The organism is Dyadobacter sp. 22481, from assembly GCF_052044875.1.
Lineage (GTDB): Bacteria > Bacteroidota > Bacteroidia > Cytophagales > Spirosomataceae > Dyadobacter > Dyadobacter endophyticus.
In genome coordinates this window covers 339,772-366,727 of record NZ_JBQENV010000004.1, presented here as the reverse complement: position 1 = coordinate 366,727, position 26,956 = coordinate 339,772, and the positions used below count along the sequence as shown (strand labels likewise).

22 protein-coding genes are annotated in these 26,956 nt (G+C 49.8%); 10 read left to right on the top strand and 12 right to left on the bottom strand.

The window, feature by feature from the left end; translation table 11 throughout:
- Positions 1 to 43: 43 nt before the first annotated feature.
- The 3 genes from ACTJJJ_RS27605 to ACTJJJ_RS27595 form a co-directional block, all read right to left on the bottom strand.
- On the bottom strand, positions 44 to 1,564 hold the full coding sequence (locus ACTJJJ_RS27605; protein WP_440703637.1) for a M28 family peptidase: 1,521 nt from the start codon (positions 1,562 to 1,564) through the stop codon (positions 44 to 46).
- An 89-nt stretch (positions 1,565 to 1,653) separates the two neighbouring features.
- Entirely contained in the window at positions 1,654 to 2,637 is a 984-nt protein-coding gene (gene hemB, locus ACTJJJ_RS27600; RefSeq protein ID WP_440703636.1) for a porphobilinogen synthase, read from the bottom strand.
- Between the two features lie 164 nt (positions 2,638 to 2,801).
- Positions 2,802 to 3,488 carry a response regulator transcription factor gene (locus tag ACTJJJ_RS27595; RefSeq protein WP_426292348.1) on the bottom strand — a complete coding sequence of 229 codons (687 nt, stop codon included), beginning with the start codon at positions 3,486 to 3,488 and terminating at the stop codon, positions 2,802 to 2,804.
- A 173-nt stretch (positions 3,489 to 3,661) separates the two neighbouring features.
- Between ACTJJJ_RS27595 and ACTJJJ_RS27590 the strand changes: the two genes are divergently transcribed.
- From ACTJJJ_RS27590 to ACTJJJ_RS27580, 3 genes are all read left to right on the top strand, one after another.
- Positions 3,662 to 4,681 carry an alpha/beta hydrolase gene (locus tag ACTJJJ_RS27590; RefSeq protein ID WP_440703635.1) on the top strand — a complete coding sequence of 340 codons (1,020 nt, stop codon included), beginning with the start codon at positions 3,662 to 3,664 and terminating at the stop codon, positions 4,679 to 4,681.
- Between the two features lie 111 nt (positions 4,682 to 4,792).
- Positions 4,793 to 5,623 carry an enoyl-ACP reductase FabI gene (locus tag ACTJJJ_RS27585; protein ID WP_090385140.1) on the top strand — a complete coding sequence of 277 codons (831 nt, stop codon included), beginning with the start codon at positions 4,793 to 4,795 and terminating at the stop codon, positions 5,621 to 5,623.
- A gap of 144 nt (positions 5,624 to 5,767) precedes the next feature.
- Entirely contained in the window at positions 5,768 to 6,586 is an 819-nt protein-coding gene (locus ACTJJJ_RS27580) for a hypothetical protein (RefSeq protein WP_188938687.1), read from the top strand.
- Between the two features lie 8 nt (positions 6,587 to 6,594).
- Here ACTJJJ_RS27580 and ACTJJJ_RS27575 read toward each other — a convergent pair whose 3' ends face one another.
- Both ACTJJJ_RS27575 and ACTJJJ_RS27570 read right to left on the bottom strand, forming a co-directional pair.
- A complete protein-coding gene (locus ACTJJJ_RS27575; protein WP_440703634.1) occupies positions 6,595 to 7,278 on the bottom strand; it encodes a Uma2 family endonuclease in 684 nt (227 codons plus the stop codon).
- Positions 7,279 to 7,310: 32 nt separating this feature from the next.
- Positions 7,311 to 8,852 (bottom strand): YifB family Mg chelatase-like AAA ATPase, encoded by a 1,542-nt coding sequence (locus tag ACTJJJ_RS27570; RefSeq protein WP_440703633.1) that lies wholly within the window; start codon positions 8,850 to 8,852, stop codon positions 7,311 to 7,313.
- A gap of 133 nt (positions 8,853 to 8,985) precedes the next feature.
- Between ACTJJJ_RS27570 and ACTJJJ_RS27565 the strand changes: the two genes are divergently transcribed.
- The 3 genes from ACTJJJ_RS27565 (at position 8,986) to ACTJJJ_RS27555 (ending at position 13,111) form a co-directional block, all read left to right on the top strand.
- Entirely contained in the window at positions 8,986 to 9,996 is a 1,011-nt protein-coding gene (locus tag ACTJJJ_RS27565; protein WP_188938684.1) for an N-acetylmuramoyl-L-alanine amidase family protein, read from the top strand.
- Between the two features lie 122 nt (positions 9,997 to 10,118).
- On the top strand, positions 10,119 to 10,457 hold the full coding sequence (locus tag ACTJJJ_RS27560) for a PadR family transcriptional regulator (protein ID WP_188938683.1): 339 nt from the start codon (positions 10,119 to 10,121) through the stop codon (positions 10,455 to 10,457).
- Complete coding sequence (locus ACTJJJ_RS27555) at positions 10,454 to 13,111, top strand: ABC transporter permease (RefSeq protein ID WP_440703632.1); 2,658 nt, start codon at positions 10,454 to 10,456, stop codon at positions 13,109 to 13,111. Before ACTJJJ_RS27560 ends, ACTJJJ_RS27555 begins: the two co-directional genes overlap by 4 nt.
- A 2-nt stretch (positions 13,112 to 13,113) precedes the next feature.
- On the opposite strand, the gene ACTJJJ_RS27550 is transcribed toward ACTJJJ_RS27555, so the two are convergent.
- Positions 13,114 to 13,962 carry a TIGR01459 family HAD-type hydrolase gene (locus ACTJJJ_RS27550; protein WP_188938681.1) on the bottom strand — a complete coding sequence of 283 codons (849 nt, stop codon included), beginning with the start codon at positions 13,960 to 13,962 and terminating at the stop codon, positions 13,114 to 13,116.
- Positions 13,963 to 14,005: 43 nt separating this feature from the next.
- On the bottom strand, positions 14,006 to 15,046 hold the full coding sequence (locus ACTJJJ_RS27545) for a hypothetical protein (protein ID WP_188938680.1): 1,041 nt from the start codon (positions 15,044 to 15,046) through the stop codon (positions 14,006 to 14,008).
- A 135-nt stretch (positions 15,047 to 15,181) separates the two neighbouring features.
- Between ACTJJJ_RS27545 and ACTJJJ_RS27540 the strand changes: the two genes are divergently transcribed.
- Positions 15,182 to 16,186, top strand: coding sequence for a 1-acyl-sn-glycerol-3-phosphate acyltransferase (locus tag ACTJJJ_RS27540; protein WP_440703631.1), 1,005 nt, complete (start codon positions 15,182 to 15,184; stop codon positions 16,184 to 16,186).
- A 106-nt stretch (positions 16,187 to 16,292) separates the two neighbouring features.
- Here the strand turns inward: ACTJJJ_RS27540 and ACTJJJ_RS27535 are convergent, their stop codons facing one another.
- Entirely contained in the window at positions 16,293 to 17,351 is a 1,059-nt protein-coding gene (locus tag ACTJJJ_RS27535) for a VOC family protein (RefSeq protein WP_188938678.1), read from the bottom strand.
- Between the two features lie 278 nt (positions 17,352 to 17,629).
- Here ACTJJJ_RS27535 and aroB point away from each other — a divergent pair, with 278 nt between their 5' ends.
- Positions 17,630 to 18,664 (top strand): 3-dehydroquinate synthase, encoded by a 1,035-nt coding sequence (gene aroB / locus ACTJJJ_RS27530; protein ID WP_440703630.1) that lies wholly within the window; start codon positions 17,630 to 17,632, stop codon positions 18,662 to 18,664.
- Positions 18,665 to 18,755: 91 nt separating this feature from the next.
- Positions 18,756 to 19,331, top strand: coding sequence for a DUF4136 domain-containing protein (locus ACTJJJ_RS27525; RefSeq protein WP_188938676.1), 576 nt, complete (start codon positions 18,756 to 18,758; stop codon positions 19,329 to 19,331).
- A gap of 130 nt (positions 19,332 to 19,461) precedes the next feature.
- On the opposite strand, the gene ACTJJJ_RS27520 is transcribed toward ACTJJJ_RS27525, so the two are convergent.
- The 4 genes from ACTJJJ_RS27520 to ACTJJJ_RS27505 all read right to left on the bottom strand — a co-directional run bounded on the left by ACTJJJ_RS27520 (position 19,462) and on the right by ACTJJJ_RS27505 (position 23,957).
- Positions 19,462 to 20,346, bottom strand: a complete 885-nt coding sequence (locus tag ACTJJJ_RS27520) for an NAD(P)-dependent oxidoreductase (RefSeq protein ID WP_440703629.1) — start codon at positions 20,344 to 20,346, stop codon at positions 19,462 to 19,464.
- 23 nt (positions 20,347 to 20,369) lie between these two features.
- Positions 20,370 to 21,983 carry an acyl-CoA carboxylase subunit beta gene (locus tag ACTJJJ_RS27515; RefSeq protein WP_440703628.1) on the bottom strand — a complete coding sequence of 538 codons (1,614 nt, stop codon included), beginning with the start codon at positions 21,981 to 21,983 and terminating at the stop codon, positions 20,370 to 20,372.
- Positions 21,984 to 22,089: 106 nt separating this feature from the next.
- Positions 22,090 to 23,055, bottom strand: coding sequence for an MlaD family protein (locus ACTJJJ_RS27510; protein WP_188938673.1), 966 nt, complete (start codon positions 23,053 to 23,055; stop codon positions 22,090 to 22,092).
- A gap of 104 nt (positions 23,056 to 23,159) precedes the next feature.
- Positions 23,160 to 23,957, bottom strand: a complete 798-nt coding sequence (locus ACTJJJ_RS27505; RefSeq protein WP_188938672.1) for an N-acetylmuramoyl-L-alanine amidase family protein — start codon at positions 23,955 to 23,957, stop codon at positions 23,160 to 23,162.
- Positions 23,958 to 24,032: 75 nt separating this feature from the next.
- Between ACTJJJ_RS27505 and ACTJJJ_RS27500 the strand changes: the two genes are divergently transcribed.
- Positions 24,033 to 26,945, top strand: a complete 2,913-nt coding sequence (locus tag ACTJJJ_RS27500; RefSeq protein ID WP_440703627.1) for a putative LPS assembly protein LptD — start codon at positions 24,033 to 24,035, stop codon at positions 26,943 to 26,945.
- The last annotated feature ends 11 nt before the right edge of the window (positions 26,946 to 26,956 follow it).

Genomic DNA, 26,956 nt, shown 5'->3' with positions numbered 1-26,956 from the left:
TTCCGGAACTACTCCGGAAGGCTTTTTACTTCTGTTAAACTTATTACTTTCCGTATAACTTTTTAGCCGCCGGTTCATATTTGTCGCCCGCGCTCCATTGCGGAGCCGTTTTGCGGTCGGCGATCAGGCGTGTAGCATAAGTGTATGCCTGGCTGAATTTCAGGAGGTAGTTGAAATCCACGGTTTCGGGATGGTCGCTCACCTGGTGGTAGTTCTTCATAATATCGCCATTGAACTCTTTGAAACCAGGCGTGAAAGTCGGTGCGGGAACACCTTCTTTGGCGAAACTCACATTATCCGACCGGTCGAAAAGACCTTGTTCCGGCGAAGGGTCAGCATAAACGCCCAGTCCGAATGCCTTGCAAGCGGTTTCGATCTCCGCACGTGCGCCGGTACGGTCGAGGCCCATAACCGAAACGATGGTGGTATCGTTATACCCTGCCCCGTCGGAATTCATATTGAAAATGCATTTGTTCAAAGGCATGATCGGATGTGACGCGTAATATTTGCTGCCTAGCAAGCCTACCTCTTCGCCAGTCAGCGCCACAATCACAATCGATCGTTTCGGTGGGTTTTTGGCCAATGCTTCTGCCGCGGTGAGCAATGCTGTTACGCCAAACGCATTGTCGCGTGCGCCGTTGAAAATGCTGTCCTCGGGCGTGTATGTCTGCCCGCCTTGCTTGCCCACGCCCACGTGGTCATAGTGCGCGGAGAGCAGGATGTATTCTTCTTTCAATTTAGCGTCGGTACCGGGAATGTAGCCGGCCACATTATAGCTGTAAACAGGCTTGGCGACTCTTCCGGAAGTTTTAAAAGTAACCTCTTTTACGGCGCGCAATGCACGAGCGAATTTGGCTTCCTTGCCGTTCACCCAGGCATGGGGGATCGATTTGGCAGCTGAACCCTCCGCCAGGGATATTTTTTCTCCTGCAAAAAACTTGCTTACGGTATTCCAGGGAATAGGCGCGTTGAAAAGCTCTATAACGGCAATAGCGCCCTTGTCCTGGGCGATTTTGCGCTTTTCGGTCGAAGTAGCGATGATTTCGGAGGGCGTCTGCGTTTCCGGTGTTCCGCTTTCTACCAATACAATTTTTCCTTTTACATCCAGCCCCTTATAATCGTCCCAGCTTTTGGCCGCGTTTTCCAGCCCAAAACTGGCATAAACGAGCGGCGCTTTCAAATCCACAGCGTCACCCGCCATCAATATCCAGTCCGTGCCGCTTTTCATAATTTCCGCATCCGCGGCGATCTCACCGGCGCCATTAGCACCCATTTTTTCGAATGGTACCCGCTGGAAATAGCTGGAAGTACCGGTTTCTGCATTGCCCGGAACAGGTACAACTCCCAGTTTGCGAAATTGCTCGGCAATGTAGCGGGCCGCTACGAAGTTGCCTTGCTCTCCCGTACGCCTGCCCATGAGCTCGTCTCCCGCGAGGAAACGGATATGCGCTTCGGTTTCGGATTTTTTGATTTGAAATTCAGGTAATGAAGAAGTCTTTTTCTGCGCATCGGCGGGGAGCGTGAGGGCCAGTCCGAGCGGTAGCAGGAGGAAAGGTAGTTTCATGACTGTTTTGTGATGATTTTAAAAAGAAAATGTGAAGATGTAAGATAATCAGACATCTTCACATTGTATGTTACAGCAATCGGAATTCGCTACCGTTTGTTCAATAGCACGGCCGCTTCTTTCGCGAAATAGGTAAGGATGCATTTGGCGCCTGCGCGGCGGATGCTCGTGAGCACTTCCATCATCGCGCGCTCGCCATCGAGCCAGCCGTTTTGCGCGGCGGCTTTCACCATCGCATATTCACCGGAAACGTTATAGGCAGCGATCGGAATATCGAAGTTCTCGTCGAGCAGGCGGATAATATCCAGGTACGACAATGCAGGCTTCACCATCAGCATATCGGCACCTTCTTCAAAATCCAGCTGCGCTTCGAGCAATGCCTCCCGCTTGTTGGCAGGGTTCATTTGGTAAGTCTTTTTATCCCCAAACTTAGGTGCCGATTCCAATGCATCGCGGAACGGGCCGTAAAATGCGCTGGCATATTTGGCAGAATACGACATGATGCTCACATCCGTAAAGCCATGCGCATCGAGATGCCGGCGGATGTAACCCACGCGGCCGTCCATCATATCGCTCGGGCCAAGGATGTCGGCGCCGGCTTTGGCCTGTGCGAGCGACATATTGGCGAGGATTTCCAGTGTGGCGTCGTTCAATATCCTGCCGTTTTCTACAAGGCCGTCGTGGCCGTCGGAGCTGTACGGGTCCATGGCCACGTCGGTCATGATCACGAGTTCGGGAAACTGCTCCTTAACTGCTGTAATGGCTTTCAGGTAAAAAGTATCTTCTTGATGGCTTTCCGTTGCGAAACGGTCCTTTTTGCTTTCAGGATAATTGGGGAAAAGGTCTATGGCTCTGATACCCAGGTCGGTCACTTCTTTGAGCTCTTCGAGCAGGTTGTCCAGTGAATAGCGATAAATACCGGGCATCGACTTCACCTCCGACTTCTGCCGTGTTCCATCCACGACAAACATGGGAAAAATAAAATCGGACACCTGCAGATTGGTTTCCTGCACAAGGTCACGCACACCTGCGGATTTTCTATTGCGTCGGGGACGACGGGATAATTGGATCATGATATTGGGCAGTCGGCGATCGGCTTTCGGCCGTCGGCTTTTTATAGAAGCTTATTGAAACACTTTAAGAAAAACCACGCAAAGAAACGCAGAGTTTCCCAAACTGCCCCTTTTTCATCGCCTTTTAACCCGCTCCCATTCCTCCCTCCTCCCTTTCGTCCCTTTTACCCAACCATCAACTTAAAACCCTCGCCGTGCAAATTCATGATCTGGATCGAAGGGTCTTCACGGAGGTATTTGCGCAGTTTGGTAATGTAAACATCCATGCTTCTCGCATTGAAATAGGAGTCGTCTCCCCAAATGGTTTTCAATGCGAAGCTGCGGCTGATAGGCTGATTGAGATTTTGGCAAAACAACCGGAGCAACTCCGACTCTTTGCTCGTGAGGCGGGCGGAATGGTCGCCGATTGCTAATTGCTGGTGATTATAGTCAAAGGTGTATTGGCCAATCCGAAATACTTTTACCTCTTCCTGCTGATCGGATTGCCGTGTGTAGCGCCTTAAAATAGCCTGTATACGCATGAGCAATTCTTCGCGGTCGAAAGGCTTGGTAACGTAATCGTCCGCCCCGACACGAAATCCCTGCATTGTGTCCTCCTTCATCGACTTCGCCGTTAGAAAAATAATAGGCACATCCCGCCCGCTCATCCGCACCTCTTTCGCCAGCGAAAAGCCATCTTTTTTGGGCATCATCACGTCGAAAATGCACAAATCGTATTCTTTATCCACAAAATGCTGCCATCCCTTTTGTCCATCAGTAGCAAGGTCGGTAGGGAAGCCTTTATCGGTCAGATATTCCTGAAGAAGCATTCCCAGGTTGGCGTCATCTTCAACGAGTAAGAGATTGGGCATTTAGAAAAAGGTAAATCGGTTAGGTGTGCAAGATACAATATCTGACCAAGGTGTGAATTGGCCAATGAATAACAGAATTCAGGAAAAATTGCTGAATGGTTACATCCTGCGTAAATTAACCCGATAAAACTAGCGATCTTTCGTATCTGTGAAACCTTCATAACTCATAAAAAATGTTAAAATTCATCCTATGGGTCGCTGCGATCCTCGTGATCCTCGGTGTGGTTTACCTATCCGGGCCAAAAGTGCCGGAAGCACGCCTTACGCCGGTTTTGCCCACCGTTACCAGCGACCTTGTGAAGCTGGAAGAAGAGGTGAACCGCACCGAAAAAGCTACGCCGCTCCTGAAACCGGACAATGAGGCACGCATTGTATGGGCTAATGATAGTTTGAAGCAGAAAACAACTTACAGCATCGTATACATTCACGGTTTCGGCGCAAGCTGGGCCGAGGGGGATCCGGTACACAAAGACCTCGCAAAAAAATATGGGGCCAACCTTTACCTTTCGCGTATGCACGATGCCGGTATAGCCGACACCAATGCATTCGACGATCTGACGCCTCAGAACTTCCTGGCCGGAGCCAAGAGGGCATTGGCGATCGGTAAGGTGCTGGGCGACAGTGTGATCGTGATCGGAACTTCCGCGGGAGGGCTAATGTCGGTGTACCTGGCGGCTACCCATCCGGAAATAAAGGGGCTGATCCTTTATTCGCCTTGCATGGCCATTGCAAACCCTGCGATGAAACTCGTAACCGGTCCGTGGGGCCAGCAGATTTTGCATAAGGCAATGGGTACCCATAATATGGGCAGGGATTCCATTCCGGCGCAGGCGCAGTTCTGGTTACAGGGGTATCATACCAATGGGCTCACGACATTGCAGCAGATGATCGACGCCATTGCACGGCCGGAGGTTTATGCGGAGGTGAAAATGCCGGTTTTTGTGGGGTATTATTATAAAAATGAAGAGGAGCAGGATAAGGTGGTGTCCGTGAAGGCAATCCGGAAAATGTTTGAAGGGCTGGGAACGTCTGCGGAGCTGAAAGAGGAAAAGGCATTTCCCGAGACTGGCGACCACGTGATCGGCTCTCGCCTGCGATCGAAAGACGTAAAGAGCGTGTACGAGGCCACAGATCGGTTTTTTCAGGAAAAGCTGCATCTGAAACCAGTAGAAAAGCCTGTCGCTCAGCCTTGAACGAGTATCCAAAAGGCATCCTGGCACGGCATATTGTGGTTTAAGCCGCTAAAAATGCTTTACTTTGCCGCTTTGAACGGACATCCGAATTAATTAACAATAAAAGGAAACATGGCTTACGGTTTATTAAAAGGAAAAAGAGGAATCATATCGGGAGCATTGGACGAAAACTCCATTGCCTGGAAAGTAGCGCTGAAAGCGAAGGAAGAAGGTGCCACGTTTGTCCTTACCAACGCGCCTATCGCGATGCGTATGGGTGCTATCAATGATCTGGCGAAGCAATGCGACGCCGAGATTATCCCTGCCGATGCTACCTCCCTGGAAGATATCGAAAACCTTTTTACCAAATCGACCGAGATCCTCGGCGGCAAGATCGACTTCGTATTGCACTCGATCGGCATGTCGCTGAACGTGCGCAAGGGTAAGTCCTACGGCGATCTGAATTACGACTGGTTCCAGAAAGGCGTGGATATTTCGGCACTTTCGCTGCACAAATTTTTGCAGGTGGCGGAAAAACTCGACGCGATCAACGATTGGGGATCGGTTGTGGCATTATCCTACATTGCGGCGCAACGTACCTACTCGTTCTATAATGATATGGCCGAAGCGAAAGCCATGCTCGAAAGCATTGCGCGCAGCTATGGTTATCGTTACGGAAAGGCCAAAAATGTGCGGGTGAACACAATCTCGCAGTCGCCTACTAAAACAAAGGCCGGCTCGGGAATCGAAGGATTCGACGCATTCTATGATTTCGCAGAAAAAATGAGCCCGCTGGGCAATGCTTCGGCAGATGATTGCGCCAATTACGCGATCACACTCTTCTCCGACCTGACCCGTTTCGTGACCATGCAGAACCTGTACCACGACGGCGGTTATTCTTCTACCGGTATTTCCGAAGAGCTCGTAACGATGATCCAGCAGCAGGCACAGGCGCAGCAATAAACATTGGTTAAGCATTTAAGGAAACCCTTCAAGGCACGCGTTTTGAAGGGTTTCCTTTTTGTATTAAAATAAATGCGTATACACACCGTTTGGCGTTGTGTAATGTTTGAAGAACCAATTAGTTTAGCCAAATAAATTCCATTTATGAATCAGCAGACTCATCACCCCTTTTTCAGCAAACTCGGGGAGCAGGCAAGTCGCCTGTTGTTCGCAGCCATGTTCCTCACTTTACTTTCATGCGGAGGCGAAAAAGAAGCAACCCAGCAACAAGCCGTACCCGACGCGCCGGTCTACACACTGGTGTTTCTGGATAAAACACAAAGCGTGCATGTCGATAAGCGCTATGTGAACGACAAGTACCGGCAGGCGCTGACGGACATTGTAGAACAGAATATGAAGAATAAGGGCGATAAACTGGAAGTGTATTTCATCCATGAAAACACCTCGAAAGCCCGTGCATTATCCCTCACTGTTCGCAGCGAACGCGATAACCTCGAAGGCGCGAATGCAACCGACCGCGAAGGCATCGAAACGGCATTCCAGCTGACATTACAAAAGGAAAAGAGCATTTACCTGCGCCAGCTGCTCGCCAAGCTCAATCAGCAAAATACAGGCGCATCCAACCTCTCGACCGATATTTGGGCAAGCTTGCCTGTAATCGCGAAAGCCGGCGAGAGCGGCTCCGAAGTAAAAGTGTATTATTTCAGTGATATGGTCGAAAGCGTCAAAGGCGCCGACCGCCGCGATTTCCACACCAATCCACCGAAAAGCGACGCGGAAGCCGAAACGGATGCCAAAGCAGATACGAAAAAGCTGGACCGTTACGCAATCGGCTCACCGCAGGTTACGATCGTGTCGCCATTTGAACCAACTGCTTCAAGCAAAGAGAATAACCCGCACGTGACGCATTACTGGCAGACGCTGTTTCAGGAACTGGGCGGGGTGAGTGTAGAGGAACTTTGAGTAGGATATTATAGATTTTGAATGGCTTTCAGGTTCTCGGTATCGTCGAAGATGGCACGGATGGGGATCTGGAAGCCTGCTACTGTGAAACTTGATACGTCAATGTTTGGAGCCTTAAGAATCAACTTATACTCTTCATCGATGAGGTGATACTGTTCAAGTGTTTCGTTCTCCGGATCAATGATCCAATATTCCTCAATTCCGTGTGCCTGGTAATCATCAAACTTTACGCCACGGTCGCGGGCTTCAGTTGATGTTGAGAGCACTTCCACAACCAGATCAGGTGTGGGGAAAAGAGTCTGGTCAGCTGTGAACATCATGGACTTCTCTTTGCGAAAAAAGCAAATGTCAGGTTCATAATCATTTCTGGTCAGTGTGATCATAATCTTTTCTATTCCGACAAAACCCAGATTATGTTTGCAAACGTAAATGTTAATAAGCTGGGCAAGACGTAGCGAAGCTTTGTTATGTTTCATCTTCACCGGGGAGTGGATCACAATCGTGCCATTGATAAACTCGGTTTTCTCCTGTTCCGTAATGTCGTTGTAAAATTTTAACCGACGTTCACGTTCTTGATCGAGCGCCTTGTGCACCGCATCCAGGACCAGATATGCATCCGGCACATTCATAATCTCCGAAAAAATGCGGCTACTCATCTCTTTTGTCAATTGTAGTGTTTCTAAATTTAACAAAGTTTAGGGTGAAAAGATAGATTTTGGGCACTTCATCCGGCCCAATTCTCCCGGTCCAGGCTCCGGTATTGAATCGCTTCCGCCAGATGTTCGACCTTAATATCATCGCTATCGGCCAGGTCGGCGATGGTGCGGGATACTTTGAGGATGCGGTCGTATGCGCGGGCGGAGAGGCCCAGGCGTTCCATCGCTTTGCGGAGGAGTATTTTGCCGGAATCTTCGATAATGCAGATCTGCTTTACCATTTCGGGTGTCATCATCGCATTAGAGTATATTTCCTTGTGGTTTTTAAAGCGCTCGGTCTGGCGCTCGCGGGCGAGTATTACGCGCTCGCGGATTTGCCCGCTACTTTCTGACTTGCGGGTGGAGGAGATTTGGTCGAAGGAAACAGGTGTCACTTCTACGTGCAGGTCGAGGCGGTCGAGGAGCGGGCCGCTGATTTTGTTGAGGTATTTCTGAACCACGCCCGGGCCACAAACACAATCTTTGTCGGGATGGTTATAATAGCCGCATGGGCAAGGGTTCATGCTGGCAATCAGCATAAAGTTGGCGGGGAACTCAACTGCCATTTTCGCCCTTGAAATACCCACTTTCCGATCTTCCAATGGCTGCCGCATTACTTCCAGCACCGATCTTTTGAACTCCGGCAGCTCGTCCAGGAACAGCACGCCATTATGCGCCAGAGATATTTCACCGGGCTGTGGATAGCTTCCGCCACCAACCAATGCGACGTCGCTGATAGAATGGTGCGGCGAGCGGAACGGACGGCGTGATACCAATGTAGCCTCCTTTCCCAATTTGCCTGCTACTGAATGGATTTTGGTCGTTTCCAATGCTTCCGGAAGGGTCAGCGGCGGCAATATGCCTGGAATGCGCTTGGCGAGCATGGTTTTGCCTGACCCCGGCGGGCCGATCATGATGGCGTTGTGCCCTCCCGCAGCACTGATTTCCAGCGCACGTTTGATGTTTTCCTGTCCCTGCACATGCTCGAAATCGGCTTCGTAGTCGTTCTGGGACGTGAAAAAGAGGTCACGGGTATCTACGATAAGCGGCTCAATATCTTTGGTACCTTTGAAAAATCCGATCGCATCCGCTAATGTTTCGACGGCGATCACGTCGAGGTTATTGACAATGGCAGCTTCGGACGCATTTTCGGCAGGCAATACAATTCCCTTGAAGCCCTGTTTGCGCGCTTCAATCGCAATCGGAAGGACGCCTTTGATCGGTCGGAGGATACCGTCGAGGGAAAGTTCGCCCAGAATGATATAGTCTTCGGTATTGCGCACGCAGGCCAGCTGATCGGAGCATTGCAATGTGCAAATGGCAATGGGCAGGTCATAAGCCGAGCCTTCCTTACGAATATCAGCAGGTGCAAGGTTGACGACCAGTTTCTGGCGCGGCATTTTGTAGCCGAAGTGTTTCAACGAGGCTTCTACCCGCTGCTGGCTTTCTTTGACAGCGCTGTCCGCCAAGCCGACCATGTAGAATCCCAGGCCCTGGCCCACATTGACTTCAATGGTAATGATCGTTGCATCGACACCGAAAACGGCGCTTCCGAAGGTTTTAGCAAGCATAAGTGTGTGCTTTGAGTAAGTAGAAAGATTTTTGTAAAAATAGCAGGAAAAAGGGTAAAGCAGGGAAACCGTCGGGAAGGCTTGCGTAACCGCCTGATCATTCCTAATTTATGAATCCATTATATAAAACCCCATGAACCGCATTCTCCTGACCCTGTTTTTTTTCGTAGGTATCGTTTCAATTACCGTAGCGCAGTCCAGGCGCAAGCCGTTGAAAAGGAAGATTATTTGCATCGATCCCGGTCACGGAGGTACGGCTGCTACGGATAGTTATCGTGTCGGCCCCGGAGGTGAGCGGGAGGAATGGATCAACCTCCGTGTTGGGTTGTTGTTGCAAAAAATGCTGGAAAAAAAAGGGGCGAGGGTGATAATGACACGGGTCGAAGATGTCGAGGTACCATTGATCGACCGCTCGAAACTTGCCAAAGACCGTAAGGCGGACCTTTTTGTATCGATCCATCATAATGCGACTGCTGATTCGTCAGTTAATTTTCCAATCATTTATTTTCACGGTAATATGTCGGAGAATGTTGCGAGCGTGGATTTTGGAAAGGAGCTGGCAGCCAGTTTACTTAAACATCTACATAAACCGAATACCCCTGTTTCACTGGTTTCGGACTTTACAATTTTCGCGGACGCCGGGGCATCGGTGCTCAGAAATACCTACGGAATACCGGCACTTTTGGCAGAAGCATCATTCTTCACAAATCCCTCCGAAGAGCAACGTCTGAAACAACCTGGAAATAACGAGAAAGAAGCCCTTGCCTATGCCGAGGCGATAGTCGCATTCTTCGCAAAGCCCCTCGCTCCGATTGCCGCGAAAAATTCAAAAGTACCCGTCATTCCTGCATTCAAGGTTTTTCAGGAAGCCGAGCGCATGACGCCTATCGCGAAGCGCTGGCGGCAGGATTTCGAAGAAGGCAAAGTATTTATGACTAAAAAAGATACCGCGTTGCTCAGGGAATCATATGAACTTTTCACACGGTCGGCCCGGTCGTTTCCTGACTCGTATGTGGCTGGCCAATGCCATCAGAACCGTGCAGTGTTGTTAAGAAAGCTCGGCAAGGCTGTCGAAGCGGGGCAGGAAGACCAGCGTTTTCGGGAGTATTATGTGCCTGTTTTGGCCGTAACGGCTGTTCGTTAACGGATTACGGTCGTCCGGTTGCGGACAAAAAAATTGTTTTATATTATATGTAATTAATTGATATATAAGTATCTTTCAAATTGGCATGATTATTTTATCTACAAAAGTGAAATATATAAGTAATGAAACGGACTTACCTGGGAGAATTTGAAGAACTGGTGCTGCTCACGGTGGCTGTGCTTAAAGAGAAAGCCTACGGTGTAGCCATTGCCGACGAGCTGCAAAACCAGACGGGCCGCTCGGCCAACATCAGCGCTGTGCATGCCGCATTGCACCGGTTGGAAGAAAAAGGAATGCTTGCATCGCACCTGGGAGAAGCCACGGCTGAGCGTGGCGGCAGGCGCAAGCGGCTGTTTGTCGTGACCGCGCTGGGTAGCGCGACATTATCGGAGATCAAGGAAATGCGTAACCGGCTTTGGAATGCAATCGGACCAGACACTTTAATACCCACCACGATATGAATCCTCCTCGTCCTCCCCGCTGGGCCGATGCCCTGCTTAGGTTACTATGCACACCTCATTTGCTGGAAGAAGTACAGGGCGACCTCTATGAGCGGTTTCTAGCCGATTACCTGGCTTTTGGCCGGAAAGAGGCGAGCAGGCGCTATTCCCTGAATGTAATAGGCTTCCTCCGCCTGCGGTTCGGGTTCGAGCGGGCAGGCTGGTCGAAAGCTTTAAGAACCCGGACTAATTCGAACCATCAGACCCCATACCCGGCCATGTTCAACAACTACTTCAAAATCGCCCTGCGGAACCTTTGGCGCAATCGTACGACCAGCATTGTCAGCATTCTGGGCCTTTCGGTAGGGCTTGCGAGTGGACTGGTGATCTTTTTGCTGGTCGGTTATCTGTTTAGTTTTAACCGGTATCACGCCAAATCGGAGCGTACCTACTGGGTCGTAACCGACATTGTGAACGATAAGCCGCAGCCGACGGATGTGACACCGAGGCCGCTCGGGCAGGTTCTTCGCGATGAATATCCGTTTGTTGAAAGTGCCGTGCGACTGAACAATGTATTCGGGGCGTTGGTGAGTGTCCCGGATGGGAAGGGTGGCATGTCAAAGAAATTTGAGGAATCCCGGAATATATGTTTTACCGAACCGGAGTATTTCAAAGTCTTCGATTCTGAATGGGCAGCGGGTGACCAGCGTGCGGCATTAAGCGCTCCAAACACCGTGGTGCTATCGAGGGAATATGCGGAAAAGTATTTCGCCACCGATCAGGCCATTGGCAAAATATTGCGGCTGGATAACAAAACGGACCTTACGGTAACTGGTATTATCGAAAATCCGCCTTCGAATACTCAGCTGCGGTACGATGTGCTCATTTCCTACTCCACGCTGCCAGGCTTGTGGAACGAACCGGGCATGATGCAAACCTGGGGTGAGCCCATTACCATGTGCTGGGTGGCGTTGAAAGAAGGTGCCGGAGTTGCCCAGCTGGATCAGACTCTGGCGGAAATCACACGGAAGCGATACAATGCAAAAGACGCAGGAACATACAAAATGCGGACAATTCCGCTGCACGAAATGTTCCATATGCCCGGCTTTGGCCCGGCGCCACGCCCTATTTTATATGCATTGATCGTCGTCGGCTTATTTCTGGTGATTGCGGCCTGTGTGAATTTCATCAACCTCGCCACTGCCCAGGCGATCAGGCGGTCGAAAGAAGTGGGGGTGCGTAAAACAATGGGCAGTTCGCGGGCGCAGCTGATCGGGCAGTTTATGCTGGAAACGGCGATACTGTGCGGGGCGGCGTTTGTTATAGCATTGCTGCTTACCCAGCTGAACTTACCGATGCTGAATGGTGCATTGTGGATGCTGCGAGCAGATATTTCCGTGCTGAATTTATTGAATTACAATGCATTGTGGTGGTTTGGGAGCCTGGTAGTGCTGGTGATCGTGCTGGCGGGGCTTTATCCATCGGCCGTGCTGGCCCGCTTCAATCCGGTCGCCGCTTTGAAAGGCAAGCCGGGAGCTCAGCGTGGTGGAAGGTTTTCGGTAAGGAGGAGCCTGGTGGTCGTGCAGTTTTTCATCACGCAGCTTTTCATCATAGGTGTGATCGTGATGTCGGCGCAGGTAAAGCATTTGAAAACGGCGGATCCCGGGTTTGATCGGGAAGCCATTCTGATGGTGGGCATTCCGGGAGGTAATGCGGCGAGAAACGATGCCTGGGCCAATCAGCTCGGTACAATACCGGGTGTGCGGGCTGTGGCGCGGGGTGCGGAGCCGCCTATGTCACAAATGGATGCCGACGAGCCGTTCACATTCGATCACCGCACGGAAAAAGAGAAATTCCAGGTGCGCGTGCGGATCGGGGACGACCATTATGTGCCTGTTTTTGGATTAAAAATGCTGGCAGGGCGGAACCTGGAATCCGGGGATACTTCACGGCGGGAGGCATTGGTAAACCAGGCGATGTTGAAACAGCTGGGCGTTGGCAAGCCGACGGATATTTTGAATAAGGACATCCGGCTTTGGGACCGTGGACGCACGGTTGTCGGAGTCATCAAGGACTTTAACCTGGACCCGCTGAGAAATTCCGTACAGCCTGCGGTCGTGATCAACGAGCCTGCGGCTTATACCATGACAGCCATTAAGCTTCAAACCGGTACGATGGATGCGACTTTACCCCGCATTGAAAAGGCCTGGAATGCATTGTTTCCCGAGAACGTTTACCATTCCGGTTTCCTGGAAGACAAAATCAACGATTTTTATTCTACCGAACAAATACTGTTGGATCTAATCCGCGTATTTTCCGCCATAGCGATCCTGATCGGCTGCCTCGGACTGTACGGTCTCGTCACTTTCATGGCTGAATCCCGGTCGAAAGAGATCGGTGTGCGAAAAGTGCTCGGCGCGACCGAAAACCAGGTTCTCTGGACGTTCGGAAGGGATTTTGGGCGGTTACTGGTAATAGGTTTTGTACCCGCGGCGGCATTAGGCTGGTTTCTGATGTCCAACTGGCTCCAAAGATATACCTACCGCATCGATGTCGGCTGGTGGATCTTCGCATTGACCATCGGGGTAACAGCCCTGATCACGATCCTGACCATTTCCGTTCAATCCATGCGGGCGGCGAGGACCAACCCGGTTTTAAGTTTGCGGAGCGAATAACGCTATTCAACTACTGCTGATACGCAAATGTAAGTCGGAATGATACCGGTAGCGCGGATACGTACCTCTGCATCTTCCGCTTGCGTGTTACCTGTGAGCACCAGCGCGGTGTCGAGACCGAATTTGTTGCCGCCGAGAATGTCGGTATTCAAAGTATCGCCAACCATGAGAATGTCCGTTTTGCTCACATTCGGGTGATTTTTGATGTGTTGGTAGGCAAAAATAAACATTTGCGGGTCGGGCTTACCGAAGCGGATGAACTGCCGGCCGATCGTATCCTCTATCATCTTGGCTAATGCCCCGATGGCGAACGAAACGCGACTTTTGGAAGCCGGGTAAGTCCTATCCGTATTGGCGACGATTACGGGTATGTTGCGTTTACGGAGGAGGTTGAGCGTTTTAGTCAAATCTGTATTCCAGTCGAAACCTTCGTCGTCCAGGAACACCAATGCATTGATATCACTCACATTTCCCAGGTCCAGTTCCCGGATGGAGAGCGTTTTCAGATCCGAAGTTTCGATATAATGTGCCGAGTTCTCAGTGCCGAGGTAAGCGACCGTCCCTTTTCTCACTTTCAGGTCCAGGTACTCGCGTGCGAGCATGCCCGACGAAATGATCCGGTCCGGCGTCACGTCGTTGATACCCAGGTTTACATAGCTCTGAGCAAGTTGCTCCGGACTCCGTGAGGCGTCGTTGGTAACTACATAAAAATCCTTTTCGTGTTCGCGCAGGTAGGCAAACGTGTTCTCGATGCCCGGTATCAGTCCGTTATAGGTTTTTAACACGCCAAATGCATCGAAGAAAATTACATCGTATTTCGAAATGACGGATTTGAAGTTATCGAGGATCATACAGTCGCGGTGTCTTGGAGTGAAGTTGAATAAAGGAGGAGTACTAGATTTTCAGGGCACGCAAAATTTTGTCGGCGTCGAAGCCGTCGATGGACGGGAAATACAACTCGTAAGCTTCACGCTGCAACTTGGTGCAATAGGAGCGGTGGAAGAAGTATTTGCCGTATTTAATCACATAATTCAATATAAAAAACCGGTAGGCCTCTTTCATAAAGCGCACCTCATTTTCTGTAAGCGGATATACTTTGTGATATTCCTGAAGAAACATGATAAACCGGTCTTCCATCAATGGTCCGATAAGATAGCTGAAAACCGTGCGGTCGCCAACATTGGAGCATACCCGGCTGAAAAAATAGAAATCCATCACGCGAGACGAGACACGGAACCAGTCGTAATCCCATCTTGAAAAGAACTTCAAATCGTCGGTTACAGAGAAGTTCCCGATGTTCCAATCCACAAAAACGGGCATAAGGTCGAACGAGCTGACATTCAGGCGCTGGATATTTTTCATGAAAATATCGCATTGCTTTTTGAGAATATTGATATATCCCCGGTGCTCGTACTGACCCGTGTCGGTTTCCAGTATTTCCAGCAAATGGTGGATGTCCGTTCTGAGGTTTTTGGAAGATTTTGGAATAGACCTGCTCGCCCGGAAACATGCCTGATGGAATTTCGCCGTCTCGGTGCCCAATTTGCGAATGTGCTCTTCTTCCAGGCGCCGTGGCAGACGGTTCATGGCGCGGATAGGATTGTAAAAAACGACCCACGTATCGACAAAATCCTCCTGATAGCGATAAGTATAAACCTGGTTGTTCTTTACGAGCGACTTTGCAAGGACATTCTCGAACGGATAAAGCAAATTGTTGGAAAGAGCCTGGATGATCCGGTGGTCCTCTTTAAAATGTTCATATTTCCCAAAATAGGAAAGTTTCGCAACCACGATATCGTCATTGTCGAGCGTGACCCGGAAAACGTGGTTGGTCGAAACTTTGGCACTGATATCCTCTACAAACTTGACCCCGATGGAATTATCAAACCCTGCCCAGGCTTTTCGGATAATTTCGGGATAATCTTTTAAACGCATTCCTGATCTCGCAATTAGCTTTATAGATGTCGATACAACGCTCCGGAGCGTTCATAAGTGGCACCAAAGGTAGCAAACTAGCCGGAGCAGAATACCCTGGCTGTAAGGATTGAATAAAAAAATAATCGCATAATTTTGCAAAAACTTACTACTGATACCTTGTTTTACTATTTCTCTCGCTTTCTGGTTCGTCTGGCATTGCCTATTTATCTCAGAAAACTTTGCGTCTCCAATTTCGATAAATTGCCCAAGGGTGCGCCGTTGCTGCTCGCGTCCAATCATCCCGATTCTTTTTTTGACGCTGTTGTGATCGGTTCGGTACTCGAACAGCCGATCCATACGCTCACGCGCGGGGACGTTTTCCGGAAGAAGGCGGCCGCTTTCTGGCTGAGGCAAATCAACCTGATACCGGTTTTCCGTGGCTCGGAAGGTCGTCAATATGTTAAAAACCATGATGTTACGGCCCAGGAAAGTCACGATGCCCTGAAACAGGGTGATGCGGTGGTCGTATTTTCAGAGGGGATTTGTGTAAATGAATGGCGGTTGCGCCCGCTCGGCAAAGGCACTGCGCGGATGGCCTATAAAATCTGGTACGGCGACGACGCACTCCAAAGCATGAAAGTAATCCCCACCGGCCTGAACTACGAAAACTTCCACGGCCCCGGGAAACGCGTTTTGCTCAATTTCGGCGAAGCCATTGCCGCGGACGACATTGAAACCAGCCCGCTGGAATACGAAAAATGGCTCCGGGAATTTAACGATATTCTCGACCGTAAAATGAACGCGGAAATCCTCACGATCCCGGCCGACTTACCTAAAGCCGAGCAGCAGCGACAACTGAACGCGTTTTTCGACAAATGCGCAACACCAAAAGCGAAAAGTAACCCGTTACTTGGAGCATTAGGCTGGATCGGTCGCGTGATTCACCTGCCGCTATATTCCTTCTTCGAAAAAAAGGCCGCGAAACTGACCGCCAGATCTGTTTTCTATGATTCGGTACTATTTGGAATGTTGCTGTATTTGTATCCGGTGATTGTTGCGCTGCTTTCGATTATTGTTGCTGTGTTTGCTGGTTGGCAGGTTGGACTGGGGCTGTTTGTAGGGTTGCCGTTACTGGCCTGGGTGGGGAGCAAGTGCTAGATTTTGAGTCGACCTAAAAGGAATTAACCATGCAAATTTGCAAGTCAAGTGCAAAATTGCATGGTTAATTCCTTTAAAATAGCATTTAATAAGGAAGCAAATGGTACTATTTGTCTTTTACCTTCCCTAGTCCCATTGCCTTCAACATCCAGTTCGGCAAAGGTTTCCTCAGCCCGCGTTTCTGTAAATCCATAAACCAGCCAAGCTTTTTCAGAATAGGCACTTTATGGGTTTCCACGAGTTCGATCAATGTTCCGTCAGGATCCTCGAGGTAGGCGAAACGGCCGGCAGCATTTTCCATACCGAACGAGCTCTCGCTATCGATCGTGAATGGGTAACCTTGCGCTTGCAGCTTGGTTTTTAATGTGTCCATATCCAGCGTGTCGAAGCACAGGTGAATGTAGCCGCAATCACCCCAGTAACGGTTTTCGAATATTTTTTTAGGCGTGCGGTCGAGCGCTTGCACGAGCTCGATTTGCACGTCGCCAAGCAGGCGGCTGAATGCGCCGTCGGGGGTGAAATTTTTGCGAAGCAGCATTCTGCGGAAGCGCTGGCCGGGAATGGAGGTCGGCAGGTCCTCGAAAACACCGGTTTTATCGTAAACCACATTCAGGGGTTGGAGCAGCTTTTGGTAGAAAGCTACTGCCCTATCGATGTCCGACACGCCGATCACGACGCCGGCAACGCCGCCTACATTTTTGCCCTTGGTCTGAAACCAGGTGGCATCGCTGGTGATTTGGAAGGTATTGCCGTAAGGATCGGTTCCCCAGAAACCTTCACCTTCGGGTAGCTTCACGAGCGGGCCGGTGGCTTCTTTGGAATGGCTTTTCACCCAATCGTGCGCCTTTTGTACATCCGGAGCTTTAAAACGGATCGCATTAATGCCGAGGTCACCGATTTCGACTTTGAAATTAGCCGGTTGTGATTGGCGGCTGGTGAATGACCATATTTCCAGCCCACCGCCGCCAGCCATATTGATCGCCAGGGCAGCCTGCCGGGAATGGACTTTGCCGCCGGTATAGGGCGTCATGAGCGGAGCTTCCGCTTTTTCATCGAAAACAGGTACGTCGAAACCCAGCACCTGCCGGTACCATTTCCAGGTGTCGGGTACGTTCTGGCAACCAATTCCTACCTGTTGAATTCCAGAGATCAGCGGAGCACTCATTTGTTGAGATTATATGAGGATAAGGTGGATAATCTTTAAGAAGCGGCAATTTTACAAAATAAAAAGCAAACGAACCGTGACACAAACATTTGAACTGGGAATGCGACCTGTGGAAAAATTTCTCGGGATACAAAAACTAAATGATTATTTGATAAGCATAATAATTGCTATCTTTAAAATGGTTTTCCAAAATTTTATTTTAAAATACTGGAAATCAACGCATCCATTTGGTTGCACTCATCGTATCTGTGATGAGCCCGTCTCAATGATAGTCTAGAATGAACCAGTCAGTAATAATTGCACCGATAGGCGAGAGCTTACCGGACTTTTTGAGTTTAAAACAGTATTCAAAAATCGTAGTAATAGCCGATAACAACACCAAAAGGCATTGTTACCCCATATTGAAGGCATTTCTGCCGAAGCATAGTGTTATAACCGTTCCCAGCGGCGAGGCGCATAAGACGTTGGCGACTTGCGGAATAATCTGGGAAGCCATGACAAAGGAGGAGCTCGACAGGCATGCATTGGTGATCAATGTAGGCGGCGGGGTGATCGGCGACATGGGTGGTTTTTGCGCTGCGGTGTACAAGCGTGGAATAGATTTTATTCAGGTGCCTACGACTTTGCTTTCACAGGTGGATGCAAGTGTGGGTGGGAAGTTGGGAATTGATTTTCAGGGTTTCAAAAACCATTTGGGCGTTTTCAACATCCCGAAAAGCGTGCTGATCGACCCGGTGTTTTTGAAAACATTGCCGGAACGGGAAATACGGTCGGGGTTTGCGGAAATCATCAAGCATTGCCTGATCGCCGACGGTGCCAAATGGAATGAAATCCGGGAAAGGGACTTTGAACAGCAGAACTGGCCGGATCTGATCGCGCATTCGGTGAAGATTAAGCAGCAGGTCGTGGATCAGGATCCGACGGAAAAGGGTTTGCGGAAGATATTGAATTTCGGGCATACACTTGGACACGCGGTCGAGACATGCTTTTTAAATAAGCCGGCCAATCAGCGCCTCTTCCACGGAGAGGCGATAGCGGTGGGCATGATCATGGAAGCGTATCTGTCGTTCAAGCGGAAGATGATCGACCAGCAGACGCTGACGGACATTGAAGAGTTCCTGTTTGCAACCTATGGGAAAGTGAGGATCAAACCGGACGATATTGAAGAAATTATCGCGCTCACGCGCCAGGACAAGAAGAATAAGGGAAAGGAAATCAGGTTTTCATTGCTGAGTGGAGCCGGGCAATGCGCCTTCGATATTGTAGTAACGGCGGCAGAAATGCGCAGATCAATAGCTTATTATTTGGGATAGATTTACAGGTCGGCATAAGCTATTGGTAGTGTAAAAGGAGTATTTGAAATACATTCTTGATATATCTTAATTCACAACCTGACAAATTTAAATGCTTATGCTGAGGTCTATTTTTACTTATGCCGCTTTACTGCTAGTAGTCGTGATTGCAGGGTGTTCCAGTGGCCGGAAAGTGTTTGTGGAGCATGATTACAGCTACGAAACCAATTTTAAAGATTACTCTTCCTATACGTTTCTGGAATGTGAGAGGGATACCAACAATCTTTGCACCGAAATTTACGAGGCGATCCGTCGCCAGATGCAGGTAAGGGGCTACAAGCTCACCGCCGAGAAACCCACGCTGCTGGTGAACTACGGTATTTTCTATGATAACCTGCGTTACCAGGGCTATATGCAGCCGGTAATCAAAAACTGGGTGGATACGGAGAATGAAGGGTTCCGCTACGAGCCGATCAAATACGCGCTCGATAAGGGCACATTGATCGTTTCATTGATTGATGCGGAAAGTGACCAGGTGGTTTGGAGGGGCTATGCTTCCGGGATATTCAAAGGAACGGAAAGTTCCAACAACCATTACCGGAGCGTTGTAAGGCGTATTTTTGACCAATATCCGCTGTTTGCGAAAGGTTACGACCCCCGGCGATACAGCGAGCAGGTTGGTCGATAACGATATTGTAAGGCCGATCAAGAGATCGGCGACATAGGTTTTGCCAGCCCGGAGGTTGGCAAGATCGTACGAAACCTAGCCGATCTCGCGTGCTCTTTGTCAGGGACACGCGGGATCGGCATTTTTAATGCTACCTGGTCAAACCGGCATCGTCGGAAGCTCCCAGCGCCAAAGCGCCCCAGTCGAGGTTTTCGCGGCCTTTGGCGAGGCCCGAAATGAAGCGGTTTTTGATGATATCGGCAAAAGGCATGGGCGCATTTACGTCCGAAGCGGTTTGGAGTGTCAGGTTAATGTCTTTCAAACCAAGCGGAAAGCGGAATGCGACGGGCTCATACGCGTGCTGTGCGACGATCTTTCCGTAATTCTGAAAAATAGGTGCCGCGAACAAGGTCGATGTCAGCATCTCGTAAATGCTTTGGCGGGAAATGCCATTCTTTTCGGCCATTGTGAATGCTTCGCCCATCATTTCAAGGCTGCACGCGATCATGAAGTTACCTGCGAGCTTGATCACGTTGGCGGCTCCCGGATCATCTCCGAAATCGAACACGCCTTTTACGAAACTCTGCACAATAGGCTTAATGCGCTCTTTTGCAGCTGCATTGCCGGAAAGACAGATGTTTCCCACTTTCGCACGTACGGCTTCCGGGCGGGCGAATATGGGCGCGGCCACATAATGTGCGCCGTACCAGTCGTGCACCTGCGCAAGCTGGCGGGAGGTTTCCGGTGAAATGGTGCTCATGGAAATGTGTACACCGTCTTTCCCTAGCTTTTCGACGAGCTCCATCGAAAACAGTTCTTCGACAGCCGCATCGTCGGCGAGTACCGAGAATACCAGCCCGCCTGTTGTAATGGCCTCTATCGGATCTTCCACAACTGTGGCGCCCAGTTTGATCAAAGGTTCTGCTTTGGAGGCCGTGCGGTTCCAAACAACCAGTTCATAACCGGCCTCGAGCAGGCTTTCAGCGATAGGAGTACCAAGGTTCCCGAGACCGAGAAACGCTATTTTTTCAGACATAATAATGGTTTGGATAGTGAAAATCAAACTTGAATGACACCCACATTGAATGGTTTCTCAATGGGTGCCTGGTCGGCGGCCCTAATGCCGGCCGAGATAATGCCCCGCGTTTCCACGGGATCGATAATACCATCGACCCAAAGGCGCGCAGCGGCGTAGTAGGGGGATAATTCTTCGTTGTAGCGGTCTGTGATTTGTTTTAATAAGTCTTTTTCTGCCTCGGGCGTGATCGTTTGGCCTTTGGCTTTCAGTGTTGCAGTTTGCACTTGCAGCAAAGTTCGTGCCGCGGTAGCACCGCTCATCACTGCCATTTGCGCCGTCGGCCATGCAAATATCAATCTCGGATCATAAGCTTTGCCGCACATGGCATAGTTGCCGGCACCGTAAGAATTTCCGACAATGAACGTAAACTTTGGTACCACCGAATTGGCAACTGCATTCACCATTTTGGCGCCATCTTTGATGATTCCGCCCTGTTCGGCCCGGCTGCCTACCATGAAACCGGTGACATCGTGAAAAAATACGAGCGGGATTTTCTTTTGGTTGCAGTTCATAATAAACCGGGCTGCCTTGTCGGCTGATTCGGCGTAGATAACGCCGCCCATTTGCATTTCCCCCTTGCCCGACTTGACCATTTTGCGCTGGTTGGCGACAATGCCTACCGCCCAGCCGTCCACACGCGCGTACGCGCATATGAGGGTTTTACCATAGTCGGGTTTGTATTCATCCAGCTCCGAGTTATCCACAATGCATTCCAGAATAGGCAGTACGTCGTAGGGTTTCAGTCTGTCGGTTGGGAGGAGGTTGTAGATTTCCTCCGGCTGCCTGGCGGGTTTTTGCGCGGGTTTCCGGTCGAAACCGGCGGATAGTGGTCTGCCAATTTTATCAATATGCCTTTTAATCGCATCGAGGCAGGACTTGTCGTCAGGAAATTTGTTGTCGGTCACACCGGAGATTTCGCAATGCATTGAGGCTCCGCCAAGCGATTCGGCATCGATATCTTCTCCGATGGACGATTTGACGAGGTAAGGCCCGGCCAGAAACACCGAACCGGTGCCTTCCACAATGAATGCTTCATCCGACATGATTGGTAAATATGCCCCACCTGCCACGCAAGCGCCCATAATGGCCGAAATCTGCACAATCCCCATCGCGGACATCTGGGCATTGTTCCTGAAAATGCGGCCGAAATGCTCCTTATCTGCAAATACTTCCGCCTGCATGGGAAGGAACACGCCCGCACTGTCGACCAGATATATCACCGGCAACCGGTTTTCCATAGCGATTTCCTGGGCACGAAGGTTTTTCTTGGCCGCGATCGGGAACCAGGCACCGGCTTTCACGGTGGCATCGTTCGCGACGATCACGCATTGCTTCCCGGAAACGTAGCCGATACCTGCTACCACGCCGCCCGACGGACAGCCGCCTTCTTCTTCATACATCCTGTCACCGACGAATGCACCTATTTCAAGAAAATCAGAACCTGTGTCGGTCAGGTAATCGATCCTTTCCCTGGCAGTAAGTTTGCCTTTCTGGTGTTGTGCTTCGATTTTTTTCTTGCCCCCGCCGAGCTTTACCTGCTCGTATTTCTGGTTCAGGATTTCGATAAGGTGTGGTAGGCTTTCCTGGCTGGTCATGATGATGAAGAATGGTGTGAGTAATTGAAATGGGCTTATTTCAAATGTAAAAAGTCGTTTACCGGTAAGCAAACGACTTTCATATTTATTTGAAAAATGTCAGACCCTATTTGACCGTAGTGGCGGTGTCGAGCGGCGATTCGGAAGGCCCTTTGTCCTTTTTGCCAAAAACAGAAACGTGGACGTAACGCTTCGGCTGCTCACGGAAGTTGGTAAGCAGCTTGTTCATGCTGATCATCGTACGGTTGAGGTTGTTGTATAATGTCTCGTCCTTGATAAGTTTCCCGGCGGTCCCTTTGCCGGATTCAACGCTTGCGAGCAATGTATGCAGCTCTTCAATGGTTTTTCGAGCACTTGTTACTGTCTCGCCCAGGCGCAATGCATTCAGGGAATCAGCGAGGCTGCCGGTTTTGGCAAGCAATGGTTTCAGTTCCTTTTCAGTTTCTACGAGCGAGGTTGTAAGTTTATTCAGGTTTGAAGTCATGGCCAGCAGGTTTGCGCGGTTTTCGGCCAGGAGGCCTTGCAGGCTGGTACCCGTCTGGTTATAGTTTTTCAAGACCTGGTTGAGGATCAAACCGGTTTCCTGGAAGCCTCCTACTACCAGGTCGAGGTTTTTAATGAGTGAATCGGCGTGCGAAACGAGGGGCAATGCTTTTTCCTGCAAAACAGCGGAAATACCGGATTCTTTTTTCGCTATCAGGGTATCGCCGTCTTTCATCGGTGCGCCCGTACCCATCGCGAGGTGGATCACCTTGCCGCCGAGCAAGCCGCCATCGGCGAGTACCGCGCCTGTTCCCTGAGGGACTACAATGCCTTTTTGCACGTCAATGGTTACGAGCAAATGGTTTCCGCGGTTTTGGAGCAACTTGATTTCCTGCACGCGGCCGACATTCAAACCATTGAGCAAAACCGGGTTCGAGGCCGTCAGACCGTCGATATTGTCGTAAACAATATGGTATTTATATGTTCTGGAAAAAACGTCGGAGCCTTTGAGGATGTGAAAGCCGAAATACAACATGACAATGGCTAAAAGTGCCATAAATCCGACTTTTGCTTCTCTTGATATTTTCATGGACTAATTGTTTTTCCTGCATGCAGCAGAGGCAGGCTAAGCGGTGTTAACACCAAAGTATCAAAAATTGTTTTGACAAATCAAAGCAATATGTGACCGTTGAGTTAGCGGTCCATATCTTTTTTATATGCCATAAATGCCGAGTGAATACATTTGGCCACTTCCTCCTGTCCGGCTTCGGAGCTCAGGTATTCTTCTTCGTCGGGGGACGACAGGAAGCCTGTTTCGATGAGCACGCTCGGCATCGCGCAACGCCAGAGAACGAGGAATCCCGCTTGTTTTACGCCCCGACTGTCGCGCTCCGAGATGGATTGAAATTTCTTTTCTATCAGATCGGCCAGGCGTAAGCTGCTGGAAATAAATGCGCTTTGGTAGTTGGCGAGCATGATGTGCGCCAAGGGCGAATCGGGGTCGAAGCCTTTGTATTTCTGCTTATAGTTGGTCTCTTGCAAGATTACCGAGTTCTCGCGTTTCGCTACTTCGAGGTTACCTTCGGTTTTGTGCAAACCCATCACGAAGGTTTCCGTGCCTCTCACGCTCCTGGAACGCGGCGTCGCATTGCAATGGATGGAAATAAAAAGGTCGGCATTGTTGCGGTTGGCGAAGGCGGAACGTTCACCGAGTTCGATGAAAACGTCGGTAGAGCGTGTGTAGAGCACTTTTACATCCGGCGTTTCCTCTTTGATCTTCTTACCAAGCTCCAAGGCAACAGCCAGTGCTACGTCTTTCTCCTTCGTATATTTGCCCCTGGTACCCGGATCTTTGCCGCCGTGGCCGGCGTCGATTACGACTGTATTAACCTTGCTCCCCGATTTCACAGTAACCGGTTCTTGCTGGAAAACAAAGGCGACGCTCGCCAGCAAAAAACTTGCTACAATTACTAATTTAAGAAGTTTTAACATTATTTTTTAGTTGCGACCTTACGGGAAAGGGGTTTCTCTGCTAATTTTGAAATTCGTTATGCAAAAATACGCTAATTGTTAGAACTGAAAAGAAAGGCGATTATTATATCGTCGGTAGTTGCGGCGTTTCTCCTGTTCAGCACTGTGGCATGTGTGCAGCAACGCTCCAAGGGTTCCGGGAAAAATCAGGGTAAGCTTAAAAGTTCGACTTCTGCAAAGCAATCAGCGGATTCCCTTCTTACAGTGCAAAAGCAAGCAGGTGCGGATACTTCCCGCGTCGGCAAATCAGGTGCGTCCGTGCCGAGAGGTGGTGTAAATGCAGATAGTACCCTCGTTAACAGTGCATTGGCCGATTCTACGGCCGCTGATTCTCTTAAAAATCCCGATGATCTCGAAAATGCAGTCCTATATACGTCCGAGGACTCGACGATCATGGATGCGGTTTTGAAGCAGGTGCATTTGTACGGAAATGCGGAAGTGACGTACGGTACCATCAATCTGAAAGCAAACTACATCCGTCTCAACTGGGTCACAAATGAGGTCTATGCCATTGGCACTTATGACTCAACGGCCAAGAAAATGGCCGGTGAACCGATTTTTCAGGACGGCCCGGAGACTTATAATACGAAAGAAATCCGCTACAACTTCAAGTCTAAAAAGGCGCTGATCCAGGGCATCGTGACTCAGGAAGGCGATGGTAATATCCGGGGTGAAAAGGTAAAAAAGGATACGGAGGGCAATTTCTATATCCGGCATTCCATTTATACGACCTGTAACCTCACGCACCCCCATTATTACATCAATGCGCCGAAGATCAAAATGGTGAACAAGAAGCAGGTGATTTCCGGGCCTTTCAACCTGGTTATCAGCGACGTACCATTGCCGATCGCATTGCCTTTCGGTTTTTTCCCTTTTCCAAAAAAGAAAGAGAACGGTACGAGCGGCATCATCATCCCTACTTATGGCGAGGAGCCAAACGGACGGGGTTTCTACCTGCGCGACGGCGGTTATTATTTTGCCATCAGCGAGTATGTGAATGCGATCCTGACGGGTCAGATCTACTCCAATGGGAGCTGGGGACTTGGTGTTACATCAACATATATCAAACGCTACCAGTATTCGGGGAACCTGTCGTTGCGCTTCAATAAAAACAAATCCAGCGATGAACTCGACAAGTTGTTCAAGCGCGGTAATACCAACGATTTCAGCATCGTATGGTCGCATGCGCCCAAGGCGAGAGGAAATTCGACGTTTTCTGCGAACGTGAATGTCAGCAGTAACACGTATAACCAGCAGCAGGAAGCCAATGTAAATAAATATACATCTAACGTTGCGAGTTCTTCGGTACAATACAACCGCACATTCGGACAGTACATGCGTGCTGCGGGATCGTTGCGCGTGAACCAGAACTTCGGGCAGGTTGATCCGAAGCAGAACGGGAAGCGTGTAGGTGGTAAGACCAACGTTTCGACTGATTTCAGCTTCGGCGTGAACCAGATCGCCCCATTCGCATTGAAAGGCGGCCGCGGACGTTGGTATGAAAGCTTCCGTCTGGGCCTCGACTTTAATGGTAATTATGCCCTGGCCAATGCATTGACGGCGATTGACACATCATACAGCAGTCTCGGCTTTGTAATAGCCGACGCGAAGATCGATACCACCCGGCTCAACAAAACCAAAGTTGTGGCATTCAACCTGAGCAACCTGCCTGAAATGCTTAAAGATGCGCAGTTCACAGGCCGGTACAGCCTTCCAATCTCCCTGCCGAACTTCAAGGTGTTGCGTTTCGTGAATATCACGCCGAGTATGTCGCTGTCGGGTGAAGTGTTTACCAAACAATACCGCTATACCCAAACGGGCCGGGATTCGATTCGCATCGATACGCTGAGAAAGGTAGGGACGGAGTATTCGTATAATTTCGGCGCAGGAATGAACACGCGCTTTTATGGAACATTCTTCTTTGGGGGAAAGCGGCTGGAAGCGATCCGGCATACGGTAATTCCTTCGGTTTCATTTACTTATACACCTGATTTTACCGGCGATGCATTTGGTTTTTATGAAAGGATACAGGTAACAGATAAGAAGGGTAATGTGCGGGATCTTTCGCTGTCCAAGTTCCGCGGGGTAGGATCGGGCGTGGGCAACGGGCGGGCGTCGAGCGTTATTTCGTTCAGCTTGAACAACTCTTTTGAGATGAAACTCAAAAGCAAGAGCGATACCGCCGCACAACAGTTCGAGAAGGTTTCGCTGCTCGATAACCTGAGCTTAGGCGGAAGCTATAACCTGCTGGCCGATTCATTGAATTTGTCCAACATCACCATCAATGCCAACGCGCGAATCGGGCGGAATCTGAACCTGAACTTCAACATGAACCTCGATCCTTACGCTTATAAGGCTAATCCTAATATTATCGGAAACCAGATGGGGACGAAGATCAACAAGTATGCGATTACGCAAGGTCAGGGCATTGCCAATTTGCAAAGCCTTGGCTTTACGTTGGGGACGAGCTTCTCTCCGAAAAGCAGCACTTCCAACGCCAAGACCCCGCAGACAACCAATCCGAACGATCCCAATGCGGCTGCCAAGCAGGAGGCCAAGGAGTTTATCGCGCAAAACCCCGACTTGTACGTAGATTTCAATATCCCCTGGAATGTGTCCCTGAACTACAACTTTGGGCTTACGAAACCTGGCTTGTCGAAAGCGCAGATTATCCAGGCCATTCAGGCAACGGGTGATCTGAGTTTGTCCAAAAACCTGAAACTGACCCTCAGTACCGGCTTCGACTTCGTCGCATTCGAACCTACCATCACGCAGCTGGGCCTCATGCGCGACCTGCATTGCTGGGATATGAGCTTCAACTGGACACCGTTCGCAGGCAGCGCAGCGCGTGTGAGCAATTACAACTTCACATTGAAAGTGAAGTCGGCAATCCTGCAAGACCTGAAAGTGACACGCCGCCGGTCGTTCTACGACAGATCAGCTTATTAATCAGTGATTTG

Excerpts from the sequence above, each read along its gene's own strand:
- ACTJJJ_RS27605 (WP_440703637.1), bottom strand. The coding sequence starts at position 1,564 with ATGAAACTACCTTTCCTCCTGCTACCGCTCGGACTGGCCCTCACGCTC.
- hemB (WP_440703636.1), bottom strand. The coding sequence starts at position 2,637 with ATGATCCAATTATCCCGTCGTCCCCGACGCAATAGAAAATCCGCAGGT.
- ACTJJJ_RS27595 (WP_426292348.1), bottom strand. The coding sequence starts at position 3,488 with ATGCCCAATCTCTTACTCGTTGAAGATGACGCCAACCTGGGAATGCTT.
- ACTJJJ_RS27590 (WP_440703635.1), top strand. The coding sequence starts at position 3,662 with ATGTTAAAATTCATCCTATGGGTCGCTGCGATCCTCGTGATCCTCGGT.
- ACTJJJ_RS27585 (WP_090385140.1), top strand. The coding sequence starts at position 4,793 with ATGGCTTACGGTTTATTAAAAGGAAAAAGAGGAATCATATCGGGAGCA.
- ACTJJJ_RS27580 (WP_188938687.1), top strand. The coding sequence starts at position 5,768 with ATGAATCAGCAGACTCATCACCCCTTTTTCAGCAAACTCGGGGAGCAG.
- ACTJJJ_RS27570 (WP_440703633.1), bottom strand. The coding sequence starts at position 8,852 with ATGCTTGCTAAAACCTTCGGAAGCGCCGTTTTCGGTGTCGATGCAACG.
- ACTJJJ_RS27565 (WP_188938684.1), top strand. The coding sequence starts at position 8,986 with ATGAACCGCATTCTCCTGACCCTGTTTTTTTTCGTAGGTATCGTTTCA.
- ACTJJJ_RS27560 (WP_188938683.1), top strand. The coding sequence starts at position 10,119 with ATGAAACGGACTTACCTGGGAGAATTTGAAGAACTGGTGCTGCTCACG.
- ACTJJJ_RS27555 (WP_440703632.1), top strand. The coding sequence starts at position 10,454 with ATGAATCCTCCTCGTCCTCCCCGCTGGGCCGATGCCCTGCTTAGGTTA.
- ACTJJJ_RS27550 (WP_188938681.1), bottom strand. The coding sequence starts at position 13,962 with ATGATCCTCGATAACTTCAAATCCGTCATTTCGAAATACGATGTAATT.
- ACTJJJ_RS27545 (WP_188938680.1), bottom strand. The coding sequence starts at position 15,046 with ATGCGTTTAAAAGATTATCCCGAAATTATCCGAAAAGCCTGGGCAGGG.
- ACTJJJ_RS27535 (WP_188938678.1), bottom strand. The coding sequence starts at position 17,351 with ATGAGTGCTCCGCTGATCTCTGGAATTCAACAGGTAGGAATTGGTTGC.
- aroB (WP_440703630.1), top strand. The coding sequence starts at position 17,630 with ATGAACCAGTCAGTAATAATTGCACCGATAGGCGAGAGCTTACCGGAC.
- ACTJJJ_RS27525 (WP_188938676.1), top strand. The coding sequence starts at position 18,756 with ATGCTTATGCTGAGGTCTATTTTTACTTATGCCGCTTTACTGCTAGTA.
- ACTJJJ_RS27520 (WP_440703629.1), bottom strand. The coding sequence starts at position 20,346 with ATGTCTGAAAAAATAGCGTTTCTCGGTCTCGGGAACCTTGGTACTCCT.
- ACTJJJ_RS27515 (WP_440703628.1), bottom strand. The coding sequence starts at position 21,983 with ATGACCAGCCAGGAAAGCCTACCACACCTTATCGAAATCCTGAACCAG.
- ACTJJJ_RS27510 (WP_188938673.1), bottom strand. The coding sequence starts at position 23,055 with ATGAAAATATCAAGAGAAGCAAAAGTCGGATTTATGGCACTTTTAGCC.
- ACTJJJ_RS27505 (WP_188938672.1), bottom strand. The coding sequence starts at position 23,957 with ATGTTAAAACTTCTTAAATTAGTAATTGTAGCAAGTTTTTTGCTGGCG.